Origin of the sequence: Streptomyces sp. NBC_01717 (genome assembly GCF_036248255.1) — a bacterium.
In the GTDB taxonomy this organism is placed as follows: domain Bacteria; phylum Actinomycetota; class Actinomycetes; order Streptomycetales; family Streptomycetaceae; genus Streptomyces.
In genome coordinates this window covers 1,738,492-1,759,904 of record NZ_CP109178.1, presented here as the reverse complement: position 1 = coordinate 1,759,904, position 21,413 = coordinate 1,738,492, and the positions used below count along the sequence as shown (strand labels likewise).

Annotated in this window: 18 protein-coding genes and 1 pseudogene; 13 read left to right on the top strand and 6 right to left on the bottom strand. The window is 67.9% G+C overall.

The genetic code is table 11. The features are described from left to right. Positions 1-162: 162 nt before the first annotated feature. The 3 genes from OHB49_RS08080 (at position 163) to OHB49_RS08070 (ending at position 4,795) form a co-directional block, all read left to right on the top strand. The gene (locus OHB49_RS08080) at positions 163-1,125 is read left to right on the top strand and encodes a hypothetical protein (RefSeq protein ID WP_329159073.1); all 963 of its coding nucleotides are present in this window, start codon (positions 163-165) and stop codon (positions 1,123-1,125) included. A 59-nt stretch (positions 1,126-1,184) separates the two neighbouring features. After that, a complete protein-coding gene (locus OHB49_RS08075) occupies positions 1,185-3,302 on the top strand; it encodes a PQQ-dependent sugar dehydrogenase (protein ID WP_329159071.1) in 2,118 nt (705 codons plus the stop codon). Positions 3,303-3,793: 491 nt separating this feature from the next. After that, positions 3,794-4,795, top strand: coding sequence for an alpha/beta fold hydrolase (locus tag OHB49_RS08070; RefSeq protein ID WP_443079648.1), 1,002 nt, complete (start codon positions 3,794-3,796; stop codon positions 4,793-4,795). A gap of 43 nt (positions 4,796-4,838) precedes the next feature. Here OHB49_RS08070 and OHB49_RS08065 read toward each other — a convergent pair whose 3' ends face one another. Continuing rightward, a complete protein-coding gene (locus tag OHB49_RS08065) occupies positions 4,839-4,997 on the bottom strand; it encodes a hypothetical protein (RefSeq protein WP_329159067.1) in 159 nt (52 codons plus the stop codon). A 395-nt stretch (positions 4,998-5,392) separates the two neighbouring features. Between OHB49_RS08065 and OHB49_RS08060 the strand changes: the two genes are divergently transcribed. Both OHB49_RS08060 and OHB49_RS08055 read left to right on the top strand, forming a co-directional pair. After that, positions 5,393-6,778 (top strand): epoxide hydrolase family protein, encoded by a 1,386-nt coding sequence (locus tag OHB49_RS08060; RefSeq protein ID WP_329159065.1) that lies wholly within the window; start codon positions 5,393-5,395, stop codon positions 6,776-6,778. Positions 6,779-6,808: 30 nt separating this feature from the next. After that, positions 6,809-6,916 (top strand): annotated as a pseudogene (locus tag OHB49_RS08055) (IS5/IS1182 family transposase); the annotation flags it as partial. A 45-nt stretch (positions 6,917-6,961) separates the two neighbouring features. On the opposite strand, the gene OHB49_RS08050 reads toward OHB49_RS08055, so the two are convergent. Beyond that, positions 6,962-7,873, bottom strand: a complete 912-nt coding sequence (locus OHB49_RS08050) for a helix-turn-helix transcriptional regulator (protein WP_052190113.1) — start codon at positions 7,871-7,873, stop codon at positions 6,962-6,964. A 209-nt stretch (positions 7,874-8,082) separates the two neighbouring features. Here OHB49_RS08050 and OHB49_RS08045 point away from each other — a divergent pair, with 209 nt between their 5' ends. Together OHB49_RS08045 and OHB49_RS08040 are read left to right on the top strand one after the other, a co-directional pair. Next, positions 8,083-9,063, top strand: a complete 981-nt coding sequence (locus OHB49_RS08045; RefSeq protein WP_329159061.1) for an aldo/keto reductase — start codon at positions 8,083-8,085, stop codon at positions 9,061-9,063. A 95-nt stretch (positions 9,064-9,158) separates the two neighbouring features. Next, complete coding sequence (locus OHB49_RS08040; protein WP_329159058.1) at positions 9,159-9,563, top strand: nuclear transport factor 2 family protein; 405 nt, start codon at positions 9,159-9,161, stop codon at positions 9,561-9,563. Between the two features lie 178 nt (positions 9,564-9,741). Here the strand turns inward: OHB49_RS08040 and OHB49_RS08035 are convergent, their stop codons facing one another. Then, positions 9,742-10,422, bottom strand: coding sequence for a class I SAM-dependent methyltransferase (locus OHB49_RS08035; RefSeq protein ID WP_329159056.1), 681 nt, complete (start codon positions 10,420-10,422; stop codon positions 9,742-9,744). A 227-nt stretch (positions 10,423-10,649) separates the two neighbouring features. Here OHB49_RS08035 and OHB49_RS08030 point away from each other — a divergent pair, with 227 nt between their 5' ends. Then, the gene (locus OHB49_RS08030; protein WP_329159054.1) at positions 10,650-11,162 is read left to right on the top strand and encodes a hypothetical protein; all 513 of its coding nucleotides are present in this window, start codon (positions 10,650-10,652) and stop codon (positions 11,160-11,162) included. 233 nt (positions 11,163-11,395) lie between these two features. Here the strand turns inward: OHB49_RS08030 and OHB49_RS08025 are convergent, their stop codons facing one another. After that, positions 11,396-11,860 (bottom strand): ATP-binding protein, encoded by a 465-nt coding sequence (locus tag OHB49_RS08025; RefSeq protein WP_329159053.1) that lies wholly within the window; start codon positions 11,858-11,860, stop codon positions 11,396-11,398. A gap of 166 nt (positions 11,861-12,026) precedes the next feature. Here OHB49_RS08025 and OHB49_RS08020 point away from each other — a divergent pair, with 166 nt between their 5' ends. After that, a complete protein-coding gene (locus tag OHB49_RS08020; protein WP_329166403.1) occupies positions 12,027-12,872 on the top strand; it encodes a helix-turn-helix domain-containing protein in 846 nt (281 codons plus the stop codon). Further along, positions 12,869-13,081: a DUF397 domain-containing protein gene (locus OHB49_RS08015; protein WP_329159051.1), complete on the top strand. Its 213-nt coding sequence runs from the start codon at positions 12,869-12,871 to the stop codon at positions 13,079-13,081. The genes OHB49_RS08020 and OHB49_RS08015 overlap by 4 nt, the downstream gene beginning before the upstream one ends. 56 nt (positions 13,082-13,137) lie before the next feature. On the opposite strand, the gene OHB49_RS08010 is transcribed toward OHB49_RS08015, so the two are convergent. Then, complete coding sequence (locus OHB49_RS08010) at positions 13,138-15,810, bottom strand: glycoside hydrolase family 31 protein (protein WP_329159050.1); 2,673 nt, start codon at positions 15,808-15,810, stop codon at positions 13,138-13,140. 263 nt (positions 15,811-16,073) lie between these two features. On the opposite strand from OHB49_RS08010, the gene OHB49_RS08005 reads away from it, so the two are divergent. Together OHB49_RS08005 and OHB49_RS08000 are read left to right on the top strand one after the other, a co-directional pair. After that, positions 16,074-17,372 (top strand): cytochrome P450, encoded by a 1,299-nt coding sequence (locus tag OHB49_RS08005; protein ID WP_329159048.1) that lies wholly within the window; start codon positions 16,074-16,076, stop codon positions 17,370-17,372. Next, positions 17,369-18,622 carry a cytochrome P450 family protein gene (locus OHB49_RS08000; protein ID WP_443079502.1) on the top strand — a complete coding sequence of 418 codons (1,254 nt, stop codon included), beginning with the start codon at positions 17,369-17,371 and terminating at the stop codon, positions 18,620-18,622. Before OHB49_RS08005 ends, OHB49_RS08000 begins: the two co-directional genes overlap by 4 nt. 87 nt (positions 18,623-18,709) lie before the next feature. On the opposite strand, the gene OHB49_RS07995 is transcribed toward OHB49_RS08000, so the two are convergent. Beyond that, entirely contained in the window at positions 18,710-19,924 is a 1,215-nt protein-coding gene (locus OHB49_RS07995; protein WP_329159047.1) for an ATP-grasp domain-containing protein, read from the bottom strand. A 437-nt stretch (positions 19,925-20,361) separates the two neighbouring features. Between OHB49_RS07995 and OHB49_RS07990 the strand changes: the two genes are divergently transcribed. Beyond that, entirely contained in the window at positions 20,362-21,372 is a 1,011-nt protein-coding gene (locus OHB49_RS07990) for a LacI family DNA-binding transcriptional regulator (protein ID WP_329159045.1), read from the top strand. Positions 21,373-21,413 lie beyond the last annotated feature (41 nt).

Here is a 21,413-nt window from a genome sequence, read left to right as displayed (position 1 = left end):
AGGTCCGCGCCGCCGCTGACGGCGCCCAGGAAATTGGCAAGTACACGCCCATTGTCAGGGTCGCGGCGGAGGAGTTACATGGTCCCTGCACGCGGACGAAAGCGCTTTCTGCCGCCCGGGAGACCTCGGTCGGCTGCCCCTTCGCTGCCGCTGGGAGGCTGTATGACACCGCCCCGCACCAGACGCTACTCACTCGCCGTCGCCGCGCTCGCCGCGACCGCCTCACTCGCCGCCGCCACGATTCCGGCCCACGCGGCCCGCCCCTCGACCCTCCACACTCCGCTGCGGACGCAGGCTGTGGCGGCGTACGACTTCGGGCACCCTGACCCAGCCGACCCCGGTCGCGAGCGCGACATCGGACGCTCCGGCACCGCGCTCAGTCTGATCAACGGCGGTTCCGCGATGCGCGTGGCCGACGAGGCGTACCCGGGTGCTTCGCCCGCCCTGCAGGTACGCCAGCAGAACCCGGCCACCGCGGGCAACGACGACTGGAAGGCCGGTGCCTGGGACGCCGAGGGCATGTCGTCCCTCGACGCCTTCCGCAGTGCCCGGGGCGCCACCGTCATGGGCTGGTTCAAGACGACGGGCGACAATCCCGCCCTCAACTCCAACACGGCCGACCCGAGCGACCGCTACAACGCGATCGGGCTGGCCGGCGTACTGTCCGGAACCTCCGACGGTCACGCAGTGCGCGCGCTTCTCGAACTCATCCAGGTCAACGGCGAGTTGAAACTGGTCGCGCTGGGGAGACGCCTGGACAGCGGCGCCTCCCAGACCTTCGCCACCGACGCACCCTGGGAAGAACTGCTGCCCCGCGGTGAATGGGTCCACCTGGCCGCGACGTTCGACTTCCGCGACGGCACCCTCGCCCTCTACCGCGACGGCAAGCCCCTGGACGGCTTCTACGTCACGCCGGGCGACCCCTGGGAACTGGCCACCACGCCGGCGCCCCACCGCGCCTCGCCCACCGATCCTCGCGGCATCAAGATCGGCGGCAGCTTCCCCCAGAACACCCGGGAGAACAACGCCTGCGACTGCCGGATGGACGACCTCCTGTTCCTGAACCGGCCGGTGCCGGCCGGAGCGGTGGCGGCGGAGTACCGGCGCATGACGCGGGGCCACTGACCTCTCTCGTCCCCGGATCGTCCATTCCCTACTTGTCACGCCAGCTCGAAGGGACCCGCATGGCGTCACGACGTACATACCGAAGGCACTGGGCGGCCGTGGCCGTCAGCGCAGCCCTCGCCCTGGGCGGTCTCGCCGCGCCCTCCCGTGCCGACGAGCCCGCCGCGGCGACAGCCGCCCTGACCGACCCCATTCCGCAGAAGCCCGTCCAGTCCAGGACGGGCCTCGTCCTGCAGGAGTTCGCACAGTTCCCCAAGTCGGAACCCGTGCCGACGCCGACGGATCCGCGCCTGATGCGCCACGCCCGGATCAACACCATCAACGAACTCCCCGACGGCTCCGGCCGGATGGCGACCCCCGACCTCAACGGCACCCTGTACCTCACCGATCCCGGAGCCGCGACGCGCACCTCCGGGGGCACCCCGCACCCCTACCTGGACGTCAAGGCGGCATTCCCGCACTTCTTCTCGGGCCGCGGCCTCGGCCAGGGCCTCGGGTACGCCGCATTCCACCCGGAGTTCGGAACGAACGGGCGCTTCTACACCATCCATACCGAGCTCGCCTCGCAGGCCACCGAGACTCCCGATTACCGGCAGGCCGGCACGCTCACCTATCACGGCATCATCACCGAGTGGACCGCCGACGACCCTTCCGCGGCCGTCTTCCACGGCACCCATCGCGAGGTGCTGCGTATCGGCTTCACCGGCCAGGTCCACGGTATTCAGCAGATCGACTTCAACCCGACGGCAAGGCCTCACGACGAGGACTACGGCCTCCTCTACCTCGCGGTGGGTGACGGGGGGCAGGGCGTCGGCAACAGCGAGCCACAGAACCTGACGCTCCCGCACGGCAAACTTCTGCGGATCGACCCTGCGGGCCGTGACAGTGCCAACGGCCGGTACGGCATCCCCGCGTCCAACCCGTTCGTCGGTGAGCCCGGTGCGCTCGGCGAGATCTACGCCATAGGCATGCGGGACCCGCACCGCTTCAGCTGGGACGCGGGCGGCAGCCACCGTATGTATCTCGGCCACATAGGCGAGCACGCCATCGAGTCGGTGTACGAGGTCAAGGCCGGTGACAACTTCGGCTGGAGCGAGCGCGAGGGCCCCTTCGTATTCGACAAGAAGGCCACCGACCCGTGCGCCCGCATCCTTCCCCTCCCCGCCGACGACGCCCAGTACGGCTACACCTACCCGGTCGCCGCCTACGACCACGACCCGGGAGCCGACTGGAACTGCCGGTCCGATGTGGGCCGCGCCATCGCCGGAGGCTCCGTCTACCGCGGCAAGGACGCGCCGGCACTGCGCGGAAAGTACATCTTCGGCGACCTCGTGGACGGCCGGATCCTGGCCGCGGACACCCGCGACATGCACCGCGGCGGCGAACTCGCGCCGCTCGAACAGCTGATGCTCTTCGACAGGTCCACCGGGAAGACGGTCACCATGCGCGATCTCGCCGGTGACCAGCGTGTCGACCTGCGCTTCGGCACCGACCGCAGCGGCGGCCTGTACATCGTCTCGAAGGCCAACGGCAAGGTCTGGAAGGTGACCGGGACCCGCACCTTCGCCGACTGCGAGATCGGCAACACCCCCACCACCCACACCACCGGGCCCGACAACTGGGCGCCGGTCACCCCGGCCAAGTGGGCGTACACGCGAAGGGAGACGATCATGACCGAGCCGGGCGTCGCCCGCCCGGGACCGCGCCGCCCCTTCGAGTACGCCGTCCTGACCGCGGGCCCGCGCTACTCCTCCGTCTCCGTCGAGGCGGAGGTGCGGATCGACACCCCCGTCGAGATCACCAACCGTGACGTCATCCTCATCTGGGACTATCAGTCGGACACCCGGTTCCAGTACGCGCACCTGTCGAGCGACAACACCATCTACCCGCACAACGGTCTGTTCACCGTCAACGACGCCGACCGGCTGCGGATCGACGACCAGTGGAACGGAACCTACGGCGCCCCTCCGGCGATCAAGGACGACGGATGGCACAAGGTGCGCCTCACCCACTGCGCCGACACCGGTGAGACCGCCGTCTACCTGGACGGCAGCCGCAACCCGCTGATCACGGCCACCGACCCGGTCTTCGCCTCGGGCCGGGTGGGCTTCGGATCCTTCGACAACGCGGGCCGCGTCCGACACCTGAAGGTGAAGGGCACTCGGGCCGGCGACTGACGTCGCGGGAGCGGGCCGATACCGTCGGCCCGCTCCCGCACCGTCACAAGAGATCGAGGGGGTCGCCGTGCGTCGCATGGATCTCCACGGGGCGGCGCTGGGGATTGTCCCGCAGCTGATCCACGAAGAACACGTTCTCGGCGTACGTGCGGTTGAGCCGGACGCGTACGGGAGAAGCACAGAACCGCGGCAGGTGAAGGGAACCCGGCGGCGGGTGTGCTGGGGGTGATCACGGGGTGCGCAGAACACCCGACTGCTACGTCCGTGTTACGGAATTCGCGGGCACGTGGTTCCATGCCGATTCGACGGGAGTCCTTCCACTTTCCGACCGGTCGAATTCGCCGAGCAGACGCGCACGGCCTGAAACGTCCCGGAAATCCCCTGTGCGCCAAAAGCTCTAGGCTCGAGGAGAAAGCGGGGAGAAGCAGACGGGAGACGAGACTGTGGTCGGCGCCCCAGAACCTGAACCGAGCTCGCCCGGAGCGGGCCGCCTGCGCTCGGTGTCCGGGCAGGACGTACCGCTGCGCCACCACGTGGTGCACGGCTACCGCCGCGCGTACCGGATCGCCGGAGAAGGTCCCGTGATCCTGCTCATCCACGGCATCGGCGACTCCTCCGCGACCTGGGCGGACCTGATCCCCGACCTGGCGCGCAGCTACACCGTCATCGCCCCCGACCTCCTGGGCCACGGGGCGTCCGACAAGCCGCGCGCCGACTACTCGGTGGCGGCATACGCGAACGGCATCCGCGACCTGCTGGGGGTGCTGGACATCGAGCGTGCCACCCTGGTCGGTCACTCGCTTGGCGGTGGCGTGGCCATGCAGTTCGCGTACCAGTTCCCCGAGCGGACCGACCGCCTGATCCTGGTGAGTACGGGCGGTGTGGGGCGCGAGGTCAACCCTGTGCTGCGGGCGGTGTCGCTGCCGGGCGCAGACCTCATGCTGTCCGCGCTGAGACTGCCCGGCATGCGTAGCCAGGTCGACCTCTTCACCCGACTGATCAAGCTTCTCGACACCGATCTGGGCCAGGATGCCGCAGAGCTGCTCAACGTGGTCGACGCCCTCCCCGACGCCACGTCACGAAGCGCGTTCATCAGCACCCTGCGGTCGGTGGTCGACTGGCAGGGCCAGGTGGTGACCATGCTCGACCGCTGCTACCTGGCGGAGGGCATGCCCACACTGCTGCTGTGGGGATCGCGGGACAGCGTGGTGCCGGTCCGGCACGCCTACCGCGCGCACGCGGCGATGCCCGGCAGCCGCCTGGAGATCTTCCATGGTGCGGGCCACTTCCCCTTCCACAGCGACCCCGCACGCTTCCGCGCCCTGGTCGAGGACTTCGTGCGCACCACGGCCCCGGCCGACTGGAGCCAGGAACGGTGGCGGGAGCTGCTACGGGTGGGGCGGCCCGGCAGCGCGGAGGGGGAGCCGGTCTCCCCGCACCACCGGGCCGTGGAGCGCGATCTGCGCGAGGCGAGTGAGCGCAGCGCCACGTGAGGTTGGCGGACTCCGCGTGCCGGGGCTTGCGGAGCAAGTACCCCTACCCCACCGGTGAGTTGTCCGAGCTGAGCAAGGGAGCGCGGCTCTCCACGAAGACCTTCAACGCGCCCTGGTACTCCTCCGCGCGTGCCGTGGCCGTGCCGCCCAGCTCCCGCACCTGCTGCATCGTGTGGTCGAAGAAGTCACGTGAGGACGGCATCAGTTCGGTCCCAGGACCTGGCACGCGGCGGGCGAATCGGCCGCGGGCGATGCGGCGTTCGTCGCACATGCTGCGCCGATCGCGTGAGTGCCGGCCGATGCGATCGGTGTGCCGTGGCGGGTGATGGAGACGCATGGTGCGTCGGTCCACAGGCCACCCGCGACTGCCAGGCCGCGCTGTCCAGCTACGAGTTGCGAGTTCACATGAGGGTGAATAACGTGACATTCGGCCGCAATGCCGAGAATGTGAACACCGGCATCTCAATGCCCCCTGTTTCCGACTCGAACCCGGGTTGAATAGTTCCCCGGGTCGCAGGGGCTCCGTGCCGGGTTTCGACTGCCGACGACGAGGAAACCGGTCGCCCGAAAATGCGGAAATAGCCCAAGGAGACATTCATGCCCGAGACGTCCCGATGGCTCTCGCGACGAAAGCTTCTTTTCGCCTCGGTCGCTGCGACGACCGGGGCAACCGCGGGAGCCTTCAGCCGGCTGCCCGAGAAGCCGGTCGGTATGAGCCGGCTGTCCGAGAAGCCGGTCGGCATGAGCCGGCTGTCCGAGAAGCCGGTCGGCGTGAATGGAAGCGAGAGCATCCGGCCGTTCCGCATCGATGTTCCGGAGTCACATCTCGTTGATCTTCGTCGGCGGATCACTTCGACGCGGTGGCCCGACCGAGAGACTGTCCGGGATCAGACGCAGGGCGTCCAGTTGGCGACCATGAAAGAACTCGCACGCTACTGGGGTACGGCTTACAACTGGCGGAAGATCGAGGCAAGGCTGAATTCCTTGCCGCAGTTCCTGACCGAGATCGACGGGCTTGACATTCATTTCATTCACGTCCGCTCCCGTCATTCGAATGCCCTGCCGATCATCTTGACTCACGGCTGGCCGGGATCCATTCTGGAATTCCTCAAGGTGATCGACCCGCTCACGAATCCTACCGCCCATGGCGGACGTGCGGACGACGCCTTTCACCTCGTCATACCTTCGATTCCGGGTTACGGTTTTTCACAAAGGCCGACGAGTGTCGGGTGGGGTCCCGACCGGATTGCGCGCGCCTGGACCGTATTGATGGAGCGTCTGGGATACAAGCACTATGTTTCCCAGGGCGGCGACTGGGGGGCGGTAATCTCGGACAAGATGGCGATACAGCAACCTGCGGGCCTGCTCGGCATCCACGTCAATTTTCCGGCCACCGTGCCCGCGGACATCGCGAAGAAACTCAACTGCGGCGACCCGGCCCCGGCCGGCCTGTCCGTCGAGGAGAAGGCGGCCTACAACAAGCTTGCTGCCTTTTACAAGACGGGCTCGGGCTACTCAGCCATGATGGTCACCCGTCCCCAGACTGTGGGGTACGGGTTGTCGGACTCGCCAGTTGGACTGGCCGCCTGGATGTACGACAAGTTCGCCGCATGGACGTACAGCAACGGCCATCCCCAGCGAGTGCTCACCAAAGACGAGATGCTCGACGACATCACGCTCTACTGGGTCACGAACACCGCTGTCTCATCCGCCCGACTCTACTGGGAGAACAACGCCAACAATTTCAATGCCGTTTCGGTCTCCATCCCGGCCGCCGTCACGGTATTTCCTGGCGAGATTTACCAGGCACCGCTGAGTTGGACGAAGCGCAGCTACCACAACCTCATCTACTTCAACAAGGTCCACAACGGTGGTCACTTCGCCGCCTGGGAAGTGCCGGACATCTTCACCAACGAACTGAGATCCGCATTCAGGTCACTACGCCCCGATGCCCCCGATGCACGGAGGTCGGTCGGGAAGTGACCTTCCGGTCGGATTCGATCCAGTGGGTCGGTGCGTGAGGCCGTCGACCTGCTCGCCGCGACCGCCGACGACCTGGCCGCCGCCATGGTCAGGATCCGCGCGCTGCCGTACGCGATCCTCGCAAGGGCTGTCCCCATGATCAGCCGGGGTCGATACCGAGCCGACCGCAGGTGAAAGATCAAGTTAGTCCTCGGGGTTCCGGCCGCGTGTTCCTGCTGTCGGGTTGATGCTCCGTTGGTTGTCGGCGTTCCAGCTGGCCAGGAGGCGGATCGCGTCGGCTTCGGGGGTGCCGGGTTGGGGGGTGTAGACACTGAGTATCTGGCTGGAGACGGCGTCGATGCGGAGGGTCTCGTAGGGCAGCGTGACCTCGCCTATGAGTGGGTGCCGGAAGGTCTTCGTGCCGGCTCGGTGGGTTCGTACGTCGTTGGTCGCCCAGCGCGTCCGGAATTCTGTGCTGCGGGTCGCGAGTTGTCCGATCAGTTCGGTCAGGTCGGGGTCGTCGGGGTGGCGGCCGGCCTCGATCCGCAGCATCGCCACGGTGTCGGCTGTGATCCGGTCCCACTCGGGGAACAGGTCCCGGGCCCTGGGCTCGTCGAGGAACAGGAAGCGGGCGCTGTTCGGCCGTCCGGGCAGGTCGTACAGCGGTGCGAAGAGTGCGCGCCCCAGTGTGTTGACCGCGAGGATGTCGAACCGGCCGTTGAAGACCACTGCGGGTAGGTGGTCCATGGAGTCCAGCAGCACCCGGATTCCGGGGGTGACCAGGTCCTTCGCCGCGCCGCGGCTCCGCTTGCGGGCCGCGGGGATCAGAGCGGCGAGCAGCCGGTCGAGGTGAGCGCGTTCGTCATCGTCCAGACGCAGGACGTCGGCGACGGCGTCGACGACTCCGGTCGAGGGCCCGGTTGCATTGCCGCGTTCGAGCCGCACGTAGTACTCCGGGCTGACCCCGGCAAGCATCGCGACCTCCTCCCGTCGCAGGCCTTTCACTCGACGGCGGGTTCCCGGGGTAGGAAGGCCGGCGTCAGCTGGGCTGACCCGGGCGCGGCGGGTGGTGAGGAACTCGCGGACCGCCGCCCGTGCGGCCTCCTTCTCGTCCATGAGGTCAAGGATAGGCCCGGCCCACATCCCGGAGGGGGTCCCTGTGAGTACCCCTATTCGCAGAGACTGCCCGGATGTGATGAACCGCCGTTGACTGGACGTCGGCGAGATCGAGGAAGAGAACCGCCCGTATGCCGCGGACGTCCGTCCTCACCGCTTCCGTCTGATGCACCGTCCTTCGACACCCTCAACGAGAAACGAGTTCTCTGATGCAGCACGCCACGCTTGGGAGCCTGCGGGTTTCCCGGATTGGCCTGGGTGCCATGACCATGGCCGGCACCTACACCTCCGGCGGCGGCCTGGACGACGCCGAATCCATCCGCGCCATCCATCGCGCGCTCGACCTCGGCGTCACCCACATCGACACCGCTGAAAGCTACGGCCCGTTCCACAGCGAGGAGATCGTTGGTCAGGCGCTGCAGGGCCGGCGCGACCAGGTCGTCGTCGCCACGAAGTTCGGCATCTTGTCCCATTCCGGTGATGGACCCGGCCCGTTCGACAGCAGTCCGGCCAATATCCGCGCCGCCGTTGAGGGCTCCCTGAAGCGTCTTCGCACCGACCGGATCGACCTCTACTACCAGCACCGGGTCGACGCGAACACCCCCATCGAGGAGACCGTCGGCGCCGTGGCCGAGCTGATCGCCGAAGGCAAGGTCCTGCACATCGGCCTGTCCGAGGCCTCGCCGGACACGATCCGCCGTGCCCACGCCGTGCACCCGATTGCCGCGTTGCAGACCGAATACTCCCTGTGGACCCGCGACCCCGAGAACGAGCTGCTGCCCCTGCTACGCGAGCGGGGCATCGGCCTCGTCCCCTACGCGCCACTCGGGCATGGGTTCCTGACCGGCCAGATCCGCACGCCAGATGACATCCCCGACGACGACTGGCGCAAGACCAATCCGCGCTTCATCGGCGAGGCCTTCTACCAGAACCTGCAGCTCGTGGAGGAGGTACGGAACATGGCGGCCGAGGCCGGTGCTACCCCGGCACAGATCACGCTGGCCTGGCTGCTGGCCCAAGGCGAGGGCATCGCCCCCATCCCCGGCAGCCGGCGAGTCGCTCGCGTCGAGGAGAACACCGCCGCCGACGGCGTCATCCTGACCGCCGACCAGTTGCAGCGGCTCGACAACATCACGCCGGCCACCGGCGCCCGACACGACGAGATCAACATGGCCTCGATCGACCGCTGAACCCAGCATCGACGAGTGTGCCGCAACCAGCCCAAACACCGGACCCTAACGGGATTCTCGACGCACGAGAGCCTTCGCCTCAGAGGAGGAACGCCATGTCCGCGGCGACATCACTGACCGAGCAGAACCGCGCGATCGTGGAAGCCATGTTCCAAGCGGCGAACAACGGCGACGTCGAGGGAGTCGTCTGCTATCTGTCCGAGGACGTCGCGGTCATCGAGCCAGTGTTCCTGCCCTTCGGGAAGGCCTACCACGGCAAGGACGAATTCTTCGGCCTCGCGCAGGTCATGCAGAACTACCTCGACGTTTCCTCGATCACGGTGCATTACACCATCGCCGACGGCGACCGCGTCGCGGCGTGCATCGGCATCCCGGACGTCACGACCGGAGAGCTGACCCACTTCATCGAACAATTCACCATCAAGGACGGCAAGATCGTCGAGAATCGGCTGTTTTACAACAACGCCGGCACCTTGGTCGACAAGCCCAAGGTCGTGTAGCGCGCACTCGAACTCGCTGATCGCCCTCCAGAGACCCGAACTTGCTCACGCACACCACGATCCCAGTCCCGCACATCGTCGCCTCTGCGGGCACGGCGACGCGACCGTACTCACTGGAGTCCTGGGTGTCCCGCTCACAGTCCGGCTGACCACAGACACGGCATCTTCACCGTCCGGCTCAGGATGATGCCGCGGTTGCGGCTTCTTCGCCAGCGCTGTTTGGCGGTTCTGCAATGCCGATGAAGTTCCCGGCCATGGACCGGATACGCACCGACCACCCCAGCGCTGTGAGGTCGTCCGTGAGGGTCTGGGCATCGTGGAACACCTTCACGATGCGGTACTGGCTGCCGTCATCGAGCCGGCGCAGCGCCGCGGGGGTCGGCTGGTTCGTGAGGACTTCCTCGTACGCGGCTGCGGCGGGGCCGTCGTCGATGAAGATCACTTTTCCGCCGGGCGCGAGCGCGGCGGCGACGGTGTTCCAGAAGTCGGGCAACCGCGTCGGCGGGACATGGGAGAGCCAGAAGGCGAAGAACACGGTGTCGTAGCGTCGCCGTGGCTGCCACTCGAACAGGTCGGCCTCAAGGAATTGCACGATGGGGGAGGCGGTACGTGCACGAGCGAGGGCCAGTACTTCGGCTGCCGCGTCTACAGCCGTCACCGAATGTGCCCGCGCGGCGAGCAGAGTGGTCCACTGGCCGGTTCCGCAGGCCAGCTCCAGCACATCCCCGGCAATCGGGAGGTCATCGACGACAGCCAGCAACCTCTGCAGGTCTTCGTACTCTGCATAGGGCCGGTCGTATTCGGCCGCGCCGGCCCTGTAGTAGGCCATTTGTTCTGCCAGGAGAGCGTCGTCATCCATGCAGGTTCCTCGCATCCGGGTTCGGTCAGAGCCAAGCATGCTCAGCTCGCCGGCTTGGTCGCCACCGACACTGTCGGCCTTCACCTTTGGGCAAGGTCAAGAGTCAAGTCATGAGGGCCGTCCCCGCCCACATCACCCTCCACACCTCCCAGGTCGATACACCTAGCTCGTCACACTGCACCTGGGAGATTTTGCGTCGAGTAGCCGGACGTTCATAGATTGGTCCGATGGGCCTCTTTGACAAATTGACCGGGACCAAGCGCCCCAGCAGTGGTGTCACACCGCGTTCCGCAGAGGAAGTCCGGGCCGCGCTGCTCGCGATCAACGGCCCGGACGTGCCGTACCGGGTGCGCAATGCCACCCCAAAGGAGGGCGACGGCCTGGTGGCGGAGTGGCGGATCCTGGAACCTGCCATGCGCACGTTCTTCGTCCGAACTCGGCTGGACCGGACCCTCAAGACCCGTATGCGTCTGGTCCCGGAGAAGCACGAGGTCCGCACCTTCGACGAGCAGTGGGAGGTCGCGTGGGTCGGGGACACGCCCAGCCTGCGGGCGTCGCGCGAGTACTCCCGTGGACAGGTGACCGCGGTCTCCCGGGAGTGGGTGGTTGAGCGAGGGGCTGACGGCCGGCTGCACAAGACGGAAGTGTTCCGCTTCGACCCCGCGGAGATGAAGGATCCCCTGCGGGCCGCGGTCCTCGACGCGGGATGGACATGGCGCGGAGTGGTGTTCAAGCTGTGACGGGCTGCGACACACGGAGCTGGGCGAAGGACTCCAAGGCTACTGAGACCATGTCCCATGTGGTGCAGGGGAGCAGCCGTTTGTAGAACCCCGCAACTGGGTCCTCCTGCGGGGATCCCGTGCGGAACTGCCGGTCGGATCGTGTCGATTACCTGGCGATGATCGGGCGGCGCTGGGGGCGGGGTTCCGGACCGGTGGGGCGGGGTGGGGCGGTTGCGTGAGTGGATGAGCGACTACGACCGGCCCACGTCCAGAACGGCCCACACCGTTTTGCCGGGCCCGTCGATGCACGGATACCAGCCCCAGCGGTCGGTGAGTGCGGCCACCAGGAGGAGGCCGCGGCCTCCGTCCAGGTCGTTGGACGGTTCGGCCAGGGCCGGGATGCTCTCGCCGCGTGAATCGGTGAGCTCCACGCGCAGGGCCGTGCCCTCGGCCGAGAGCCGGAGACGGAAGTCGCGGCCGGGTACCCGTCCGTGGCGTACGGCGTTCGCGCTGAGCTCCGCCACGATCAGCGTCAGCACGTCGTGGGCGTCGCTTCCGTAAGGGATTCCCCAGGCGTCGAGGCGTTCCCCGGCCAGGCGTCGGGCGAGACGGGCGCCGCGTGGGGTGGAACTGAATCGCATCGTGAAGTGGTGCCAGGGCAAGAGGGGTTGGCCGGTGCGGGTGAGACGTACGGGGAGTGGCTGCTTGCTCGTCATGCCTTCACGGTGACGCTCGGTGGCGTAGCGTGACCAGCAGTGACGCGCCGTCGGGTGTCAGTTGTACGCGGCGGCGTGCGGTGTGTACGAGGCGCGCCGCGTGACGAAGTTCGGGGCGCGGCGTTGGGCCGGTGAGGTGGTGGGGCCGATGGACTCTTCGGAATCGATGGACCAGGGCGTACGGGATGGCGCCGGGACCCGGCCGGAGGGCGAACCGGGAGCGGGCGTGGTGACGGCTTTCGGCAGGCAGTTGAAGTTGCTGCGGATTCGAGCGGGGCTGGAGCGGTCCGAGTTCGGGGAGCGCGTGGGCTACGCGGGACAGTCGGTCGCGTCCTTCGAACAAGGGAGGCGCATCCCGCCGCCGAGGTTCATCGACCGGGCGGACGAGGTGCTGGATGCCGGGGGGGTTCTCAAGGCGCTGAAGGAGGAGGTGGGGCGGGCGCAGTACCCGGCCTTCTTCCGGGACATGGCACGCTTGGAGGCGGAGGCGGTCGAGCTGTGCGTGTACGACTCCCACGTCGTCAACGGGTTGTTGCAGACCGAGGAATACACGCGGTCGTTGCTCGCAATGCGTCGCCCTCTGCTGGATGAGGAGACGATCGAGCTGCGAGTGACGGCACGCCTCGCTCGGCAGGAGATCTTCAGCCGCTGGCCTGCGCCGTTGCTCAGCTTCGTGCTCGAAGAGACGGTGATGCGTAAGCCACTTGGCGGAAAAGCTGTGTTGCGAGGGCAGCTGGAACAGCTGTTGCTCATCGGTCAGAAGCGCAATGTCGAGATCCAGGTCATGCCACTCGATCGTGAGGACAATGCGGGCGTGGACGGCCCATTCACCGTCATCACACGGAAGGGTGGCGAGCAGCTCACGTATATGGAGGTCCAAGGCCGAAGCAGCCTGTTGACGGATCGCGAAGAGGTCCGGCTCGCTGCCGCGCGTTATGGGATCATCCGGTCCCAGGCTCTCAGTCCGCGAGAGACCCTGGGATACATCGAGAAGTTGCTGGGAGAGCTATGAACACCGTAGAGACCCCGGGTGCCGCTCAGGAACTCGCCTGGTTGAAGAGCAGTTACAGCGGTGCCGAGGGTGGGCAGTGCGTAGAGGTGGCCAACGCCACCGGAGCCGTACACATCCGGGACTCAAAGGTCGCCGCCGGACCGGTCCTGACCGTCTCCCGTCACGCGTGGGCCGGGTTCGTCGGATTGGCTGTCGACCGGTCGGCCTGAGTCCTGCGCGACACGCGTCAGGGGCTGTCCGAAGACAGCCCCTGACCTCGTGCTCGCTACTTGCGCAGCTCTACCGTGAAGCCGCGGCCCGTGGAGACGGACGGTGTCCTGATCTCCGTGATCCCGGTCGCGAGGTCGGTGTACCAGCCGGAGTCGGCCGAGGCGAGCGCCGTCGCCGAGTTCAGTCGCTGGAGACGGCTGCCGTTCATGACCACCTGCGACGGTGCGTCCTTGCCGTGCACGGTGAATCGGTACGTCCTGGCGGCCGGCTTCCCTTCGTAACGGCCCACACTCGCACCGACCTTGATGGTGGTGCTCGCCTTTCCGTGGGTGGGTGCCTGCACGCGTACCTGTTGCGTCGCCGAGGCGCCCTCCGTGAACTTCCGGGTCACGCCGTCGTCCTCGTACAGGGTGTACGTGCTCGTGCCCTGCGGGTACAGGTCGTAGTCCAGCTCGCTCCGGTCCCGGGTCTGCCAGGACGTCGTGCCCTTCGGCCACATCGGCACGATGGAGCCGCCCTTGACGAAGAGGGGCAGGGTGTCGATGGGGGCGTGGTAGCCGTTGACCGTGGTCGGGCCCTCGTACGTCTTTCCCGTCCAGTAGTCGGTCCAGGTGCCCTTGGGCAGGTAGATGCCGTTGCGGGTGTCGGAGTCCTCGTAGACCGGGGCCACCAGGAAGTCGGAGCCCGCCAAGTACTCGTACTTGGCGTTCGCGCCCAGGGTCTCGGGGTCGTCCGGGTACTCCAGCCACAGCGGGCGCACCGAGCCCACGCCGGTCTTCGCGGCCTCGGCGGACAGGGTGTAGAGGTACGGGAGCAGCCGCTCGCGCAGCTGGAGGTACTTGCGGTTGATGGAGGTGTACGGCTCGCCGTCCACCCACGGCTGCTGGTTGATCTTCTGCTTGGTGGTCAGGTCCGTCGCCCAGCCGTCCATCGTCATCAGGGCCGGGAGGAACGACTTGGCCTGCAGGTCGCGGGCGTACATCTTGGCGTCGTGGCGGTAGATGCTGCCGACGTCACCGGTGTTGTACGCGATACCGGACATGGTGGCGCCGGCGTAGGTCGGGATCTGCCAGCGTACGAAGTCCCAGGAGAGGGACTGGTCGCCGCTCCACAGGACACCGCAGCGCTGCGCGCCGGCCCAGGAGACGGGCAGCCAGACGAAGCCGCGGGCGTCGCTGTTCTCCTCGATGCCGGACTTGGCCTTGTCGCAGGCGTCCAGAGCCATGCCGTAGCCCTGGCCGACCCAGGCGACGTCGAGCTTCGCGACCCGCTGGCCGGCCTTCACCTGGTCGGCGAGCTTGTCCAGGCCGTTCTGGGTCCAGAGCCCCAGCTGGGCGTTGTGGTCCTGGAGCCCCTTGGCGGTCTCCGGCAGGTTCTCGTAGCCGCAGCCGTAACCGTCGTTGACGAGCATCCAGCCCAGCGGCATCTGGTTCTGCGTATAGCCGTCGGCGACCTTCAGGGCGTCCAGGGTGTGGCGCTCGCCCTGGTTGGCGTTGTGCAGATAGCAGTCTGCGTCGCCCGGTTCGAGGCCGTACACCGGTGGCATGAACGGCTTGCCGACCAGGGCGGTGTACTTGCCGATCACCTTCTTCGCGTCACCGATGAAGTAGTACGCGTCGAGGCGCCGTTCCTGCTGGCCGGTCTGGACCGGGGAGCCGAAGTGGTAGACGCCGGGCGCGAAGGTGTTGCGGTAGACGCCGTAGCCGGCACTGGAGAGGTAGAAGGGCTGGGAGTTGTTGTAACCCCCCTCGTTCCAGTTGGTGTTGTTGGCCACGTAGACCGTCTTGTCGCGGTGCGAGAAGCTGCCGTTCTGTTCGCCGCCGCCGAAGAACTGCTCGTCGGCGCCGCGCTCCAGGCTCTGCCGCATACCGCCGGTGGACCAGCGCAGGGGCTTGTCCTCCTGCCAGATGCGGGTGCGGTTGTCGGCCTTGTACAGGCCGAAGCGCAGCGGCTTCTTGTAGACGCGCAGGACGGCGTCGGGGGAGCGGATGCCGTAGTAGTCGCCCTTGTCGAAGGTGCTGGTGTGCTTCTGCACCGCGGGCTGCTTGCGGATGATCGCCGAGCCGGCCGGGTCGGTGAACTCGCCCGAGGGGGAAGCCTGGAGGCGGAGTTGGCCACCGGTCAGGAAGTCCGCCTTGGCCTTGAGCTCTCCGGCCTCGATGGAGTAGCTGCCGTGGCCCCCGCTGAAGGAGGTCAGGTTGCCCGAGTCGGTGGTCTCCGGCAGATAGGCCTTGCCCGTGAACGAGTTGTCGGTGACGTCGTACGGCACGACGATCACGTGGTACGTCCCGTCGGCCCGGGGGATCACCGTGGCCTCGGGGTCGGCCGTGCCCGCGCTGGAGGCGACCTGCTTGCCGGCGGAGTCGTAGATGTACATGTCGAAGTCCTCGGCGGGCTTCTGCCACTCGATGGAGATCGGCACACCACCCTCCGGGTTGTCGTCCCAGTAGCCGTCGGGAGTCGACACGGTGAGGTCGAAGCGGTCGCAGACCTTGTTCTCCGGGTCCTCGGCGGCCGGCGGACAGTCGCTGGGGCCGCCGACCGTGCCCTTGGGATAGACGGGGCTCTGCCACGTCACGCTCTTGTGGGCGTCATCGAGCACGCCGCTCGCGGGGGTTGCCGCGTGGGCGGGTTCGGCGGGGGCGCCGAGCAGAGCGGCGGCGAGGGCGGCGGCAAGTCCTACCGCAGCCAAGGCCGGTCGGCGGGCCCGGTGGTGAAGTCTTCGCACGGGATACATCCCTTCGGACTGGATGTTTGTAAATGCTTGAACATGCGTCAGATCGCGCAACTTCACGCGCGAGGATTCACCATTACGCAGGTGCATGTCAACGGGTGGTTGCCGGGCCCGGTGTGACTCGGAGGGTGTCGTGATCAAAAATGTGGAGAGAGTGATCGGGATTGGCATCGAAGTTTCACTCCGCATCCCTATAGTGGTGCCGCGTTGATCGTGGGTACGCAACGCGAGTCGCCGCCGCCGAAGGAGTCAGCTCGATGACGCGCCCCTCAACCACCGATTCCGCGTCCGCTGAACCACTGGGCCGTGGCTGCCCCGTTCGGCACGGCGCGGGCGCAGTGCCCCTCAGCGGCCCCGAGTTCCATACCGAGCCCCAGACCCTCTACCGCACGATGCGGCGCGATCACGGTCCCGTCGTGCCCGTCGAGCTGCCCGGCGGGTTCCCGGCCTGGCTGATCATCGGCTACCGCGAACTCCACCAGGTCACCAGCGACGGCGAGTTGTTCCCCCGGGACGTCGGCCTCTGGAACCAGTGGGAGCACATCCCCGAGGACTGGCCACTGCTCCCGATGGTGGGGCGCCCGATGCCGTCGATCTACTTCACCGCGGGCGCCGAGCACCGTCGCCACGCCGAAATGGTGGGCGCCGCCCTGGAGGGCGCGGATCCGTTCGAAATCCGGCGCCACTGCGAGGAGTTGGCGGACAGGATCGTCGACGGCATCTGCACGCGCGGTGCGGCCGATCTGGTCGCGGATTTCGCCGAGCCGCTGCCCGTGCTGGTCCTCGCCCGGCTCGTCGGCTTCCCCGACGCGGAAGGGGCGGACATCGCCCGGGTACTGAAGGACCTGGCCGACGGCGGGCCCGAGGCGCAGAGCGCGTATGCGAGGTTCGGCGAGCACATGCAGCGGCTGGTCGCGACCAAGCGGGCGGTGCCCGGGGACGACGTGACCACGCGGATGCTTGCGTACCACGAGCCTTTCACCGAGGAGGAGTTCGCCCTCGATCTGATGGCCATCACGGCCGCCGGGCATCTGACCACCGCCGACTGGATCAGTAACTCCCTGCGGCTGATGCTCACCGACGACCAGTTCGCCGACTCCCTCTCCGGCGGCCGGCACAGTGTCGCCGAAGCGATGAACGAGGTCCTCTGGGAGGAGAGCCCGACCCAGATCCTCGCCGGCCGCTGGGCGGCCCGGGACACCCGGCTCGCCGGCCGGTCGATCCGGGCCGGGGACATGCTGCTGCTCGGCCTGGGCGCGGCCAACTCCGATCCGCATGTACGGCAGCATCTCTCCACCGGCCACCCGTCCGGCCAGGGCGGCAACAGTGCGCATCTGGCGTTCAGCTACGGCGAGTACCGCTGCCCGTTCCCCGCCCAGGAGATCGCCGAGACCATCGCGCGTACCGGAATCGAGGTGCTCCTCGACCGGCTGCCCGATCTCGCCCTGGCGGTTCCCGCGCAGGCACTCGTCCGGCGGCGGTCCGCCTTTCTGCGCGGGATGGAATCGCTGCCCGTCCGGTTCAGCCCCGTACGTACGACAGGAGACTTCTCTTGAACTGCCCTCACGCCGCTGCCCACGAGGCAGCCTCGGCCGGCGCGACCGTGGTCATCGACCCCATGGTCCAGGACCTGGACGGTGAGACGGCGCGGCTGCGCGACGCCGGAGCACTCGCCAGGATCGAGCTGCTCGGTGTGCCGGCCTGGACCGTCACCCGGCATGCCGAGGCCCGTCAACTGCTCGTCGATCCACGCCTGGTGAAGGACATCGACGCGTGGGGGCTCTGGCAGAGCGGAGCGGTGACCCACGCCTGGCCGCTGATCGGCATGATCGATGCCGGGCGCTCCATGTTCACCGTGGACGGTGAGGAGCACCGGCGGCTGCGTACCAAGACCTCCCAGGCGATCACACCCCGCCGCCTCGAAGCGATACGACCGGACATCGAGAAGTTCACCGAGGAGCTGCTGGACGCTCTGGCCGAACAGGGCAAGGACGGCGTGGTCGACCTCAAGTCCGTGTTCGCGCAACCACTGCCGATGCGGGTGGTCGGCATGCTGATGGGCGTCGAAGAGTCCGAGCACGCCATGCTGACGAAGAAGTACAAAGCATTCTTCTCCATGCTCACCCCGCACGAGGAACGGATGGCCCTGCTTGCCGAGCTGGACGTCTTCTACGCCGGACTCGTCCGCGAGAAGACCGCTCGGCCGACGGACGATCTCACCAGTGCGCTCATCCTTGCCGAGGAGGGCGGGGACCCGCTCACCGAGGAAGAGGTGGTCGGTAATCTCAAGGCGATGGTGGCGGCGGGGCACGAGACCACCATCGGGCTGATCCTCAATGCGGTACGGGCCCTGCTCGCCCACCCCGACCAGCTGCGCAAGGTCCTCGACGGCGAGATCCCGTGGGAGACGGTGATCGAGGAGACGCTGCGCTGGGACACCCCCACCACGCACCTGCTGATGCGGTTCGCCACGGAGGACATTCAGGTCGGCGACGACGTGATCGCCAAGGGGGAGGGCGTCGTCATCTCCTACCGGGTCATCGGCCGTGACGTCGAGCAGCACGGACCGGATGCCGACGCCTTCGACATCACCCGGCCGACCCCGATCCGCCACATGACCTTCGGCCACGGCCCGCACATCTGCCCGGGAGCAGCGCTCTCACGGGTGGAGGCCGGGATCGCTCTGCCTGCGCTTTTCGGGCGCTTCCCCGGGCTGCGGCTTGCCGTGCCGGACGAGGAGATCCGCAAGCTGCCGGTGATGACGCAGAACGACATGGAGGCCTTCCCGGTTCTGCTGAACGGATGAGTGAGGACCGGGCCGCGGCTTCGACATGGTGCCGTGGCCCGCTCCTTCCGGCAGGCGAGGGCGCCCACCGGCGGCTGCTGAGGCCCGTCAGGGAATCAGCTTCCGTATGTCTGCTACGGCAGTCGGCAGCTCCGCCGGGTCCTCGGTGACGACGACCGCCACCACGGTGTCCGTACCGGGCCAGTCGGCGGCGAGTGTCACACGGGGGTGGGCGAGCGCGGTTCCGACGAGCTCCGTCACCGGCCGCCCGGCCTTGGGGAGCAGCACCATGGCCGCGCCCTGTGCCGGCTCGGTGAGCTCGCCGGGGAGTTGACCGGTGGTCAGCAGGGTGAGCAGCGACTCGTAGGGTCGTACGGCACCCTGGCGGCTCAGCGGGATCAGATGCGAGTTGATCAGGTCGCCGCCGAGCCGTCCGCCGATCTCCAGTACGACCGGCCCTGCGGCGGTGAACCGCAGGTCGACGTGGAAGCCGCCGGTCCGCAGGCCGACGGCGAGAACGGCCCGCTCGGCGGCCCGCTTCAACTCCGCCACCTGCGCGTCCGTACGAGCGGACGGTACGGTCGTGGCCCAGGACGCGGACAGCGGCCCTTCCAGGTACTTGTCGGTGACGCCGAGGATCCGGACGGTGCCGTCGGCGACGAGCCCGGAGACGGAGTGCTCGGTGCCCTCCGCGTACTCCTCCACCAGGAAGTCGGTGGTGCCGGAGTAGTTCTCGGCGGTCAGCTCGAAGATGACGTCCAGGTCGGAGTCCGCGGTGATCAGGGTGATGCCCCGGCCGCCCGAGCAGTGGGCGGGCTTGAAGACCAGAGGCTTCCCCGACGCGCCCAGGGTTTCGACGGCGGCCCGGAGGGCGTCGGGAGTCGCACCCGACCGCCAGGCCGGGTTCAGCCCGTACGGCTCCATCGCGAGGCGCTGTGCGACCTTGTCCGTGCAGACGGCCGCGGCCGCCGTGCCGATGCCCCGGGCCCCGAAGTCCTCGGCGAGCCGCGCGGTGAGGCCGACGTGCTTGTCACCCCAGCAGGCGACGGCCGCCGGGGCCTCGTCGGGCGAAGCCCGGGCGGCCTGGTCCGCGAGCGGGGTGGTGCGGTCGAAGGAGCCCCGCTGCTCGGCAGGGAGTCCGGTGTGGCTGACGTCGGAGTCGGAGGACACATGGACACGCAGCCCCAGTGCGGTGGCGGCGTCCAGCTCCGCCTGCCACTCCAGGGATGAGCGGCGCAGCCCCAGATAGAGCACGGTGGGTGCGTCGGGTCCCGGCCGCGCCGTCGTGGAATGTGCCACTGCCGCCACCACTTGGTCAGACATCCTTCTCACCCGTCGTCCTTGCGTTCGCGCCCGCCGCGAGAGCGTCGGCACCATAGCGTCCCTGGTGGAAGCCGCGCAGGGTCTCTCACATCGCGACCGTGCCCGTAGCTCCGGGGGGGACCTTACGTGTCGCATCGCGGCCTCGCGGACCTGCCGGGATCCGAACCTGTCGAGGTGAACTCGCCGAGGTGGACGGTAGATGGGTACGCGGCTCGCGCGCGTGACCGGGCGCCGTAGGCCGCCTTGGTCCGCTCTGCGTCAGGCGGCGTCGAAGCGCTTCGACATAGGCTCTGGACTCGCTGTGCCAGTCAGTCTAGGCTCGGTCTGTCCGTGCATGTCGCAGGCGGGTAAGTCGGAATCGAAGCGCTTCGCCAAAACTGCCGGTACGTGTCAGAGTGTGTGCTGGAATCCGCCGTCGTCCTGTGATGGAGAGCCGAATGGTCACCCTTGCCGAGGTCGCCCAGCATGCCGGAGTCTCCGCGAGCACGGTGAGCTATGTCCTCAGTGGGAAGCGGTCCATCTCCATGTCCACCCGGGAGCGGGTGGAGCGAAGTATTCAGCAACTCGGATACCACCCCAACGCCGGAGCCCGCGCGCTCGCCAGTAGTCGGTCCAACATCATCGCACTCATGGTGCCGCTGCGCACCGACATGTATGTGCCCGTGATGATGGAGATCGCCATCGCCGTCGCCACCACCGCACGCGCGCACGGCTATGACGTCCTGCTCCTGACCGGGGAGGAAGGTCCGGCGGCCGTTCGGCGGATCGCGGGGAGCTCGCTCGCCGATGCCATGATCCTGATGGATGTCGAGCTTCACGACGAACGGCTGCCGCTGCTCCTGGAGACCGACCGGGCCGCCGTGCTGATCGGTCTGCCCGCCGAGACCGACGGGCTGACCTGCGTGGACCTCGACTTCGAGGCCACCGGGGCGCTCTGCGTGGAGCATCTCGCCGGGTTCGGCCACCGCGAGATCGCGGTGATCGGCGAGGCGGCCGCGGTGTACGAGCGGCACACCGGCTTTGCCGAGCGGACGATGGACGGCGTGCGGACGAAGGCGCAGCAGAGCGGGGTGCGGGTGCTGCACCGGCCCTGCGAAGGCGGGTACGCGGCGATGGAGCGGACGCTGGCCCGGATCTTCGACGAGCGGCCGGGGACCACCGGGTTCATCGTGCAGAACGAGTCGGCGGTCGAGCCGCTGCTCAATCTGCTGCGTCAGCAGGGGCGCGCGGTGCCCGAGGACGTGTCGGTCGTCGCGATCTGTCCCCAACAGCTCGCCTCCGAGGCTTCCGTGCGGCTCACCTCGGTCGCCATACCGGCACAGGAGATGGGGCGGCGCGCCGTCGAGCAGGTCGTCGCGAAGCTCGGCGGCCGGGGCACGGACGAAGTCGAGCTGTTGGCACCTGAGTTGACGGTTCGGGCGAGCAGCGGTGCCGCCCCCGTGCGCTGACATCACGCGGCGAACGAGCCGGCCCCGCGAGGGGCCGGCTC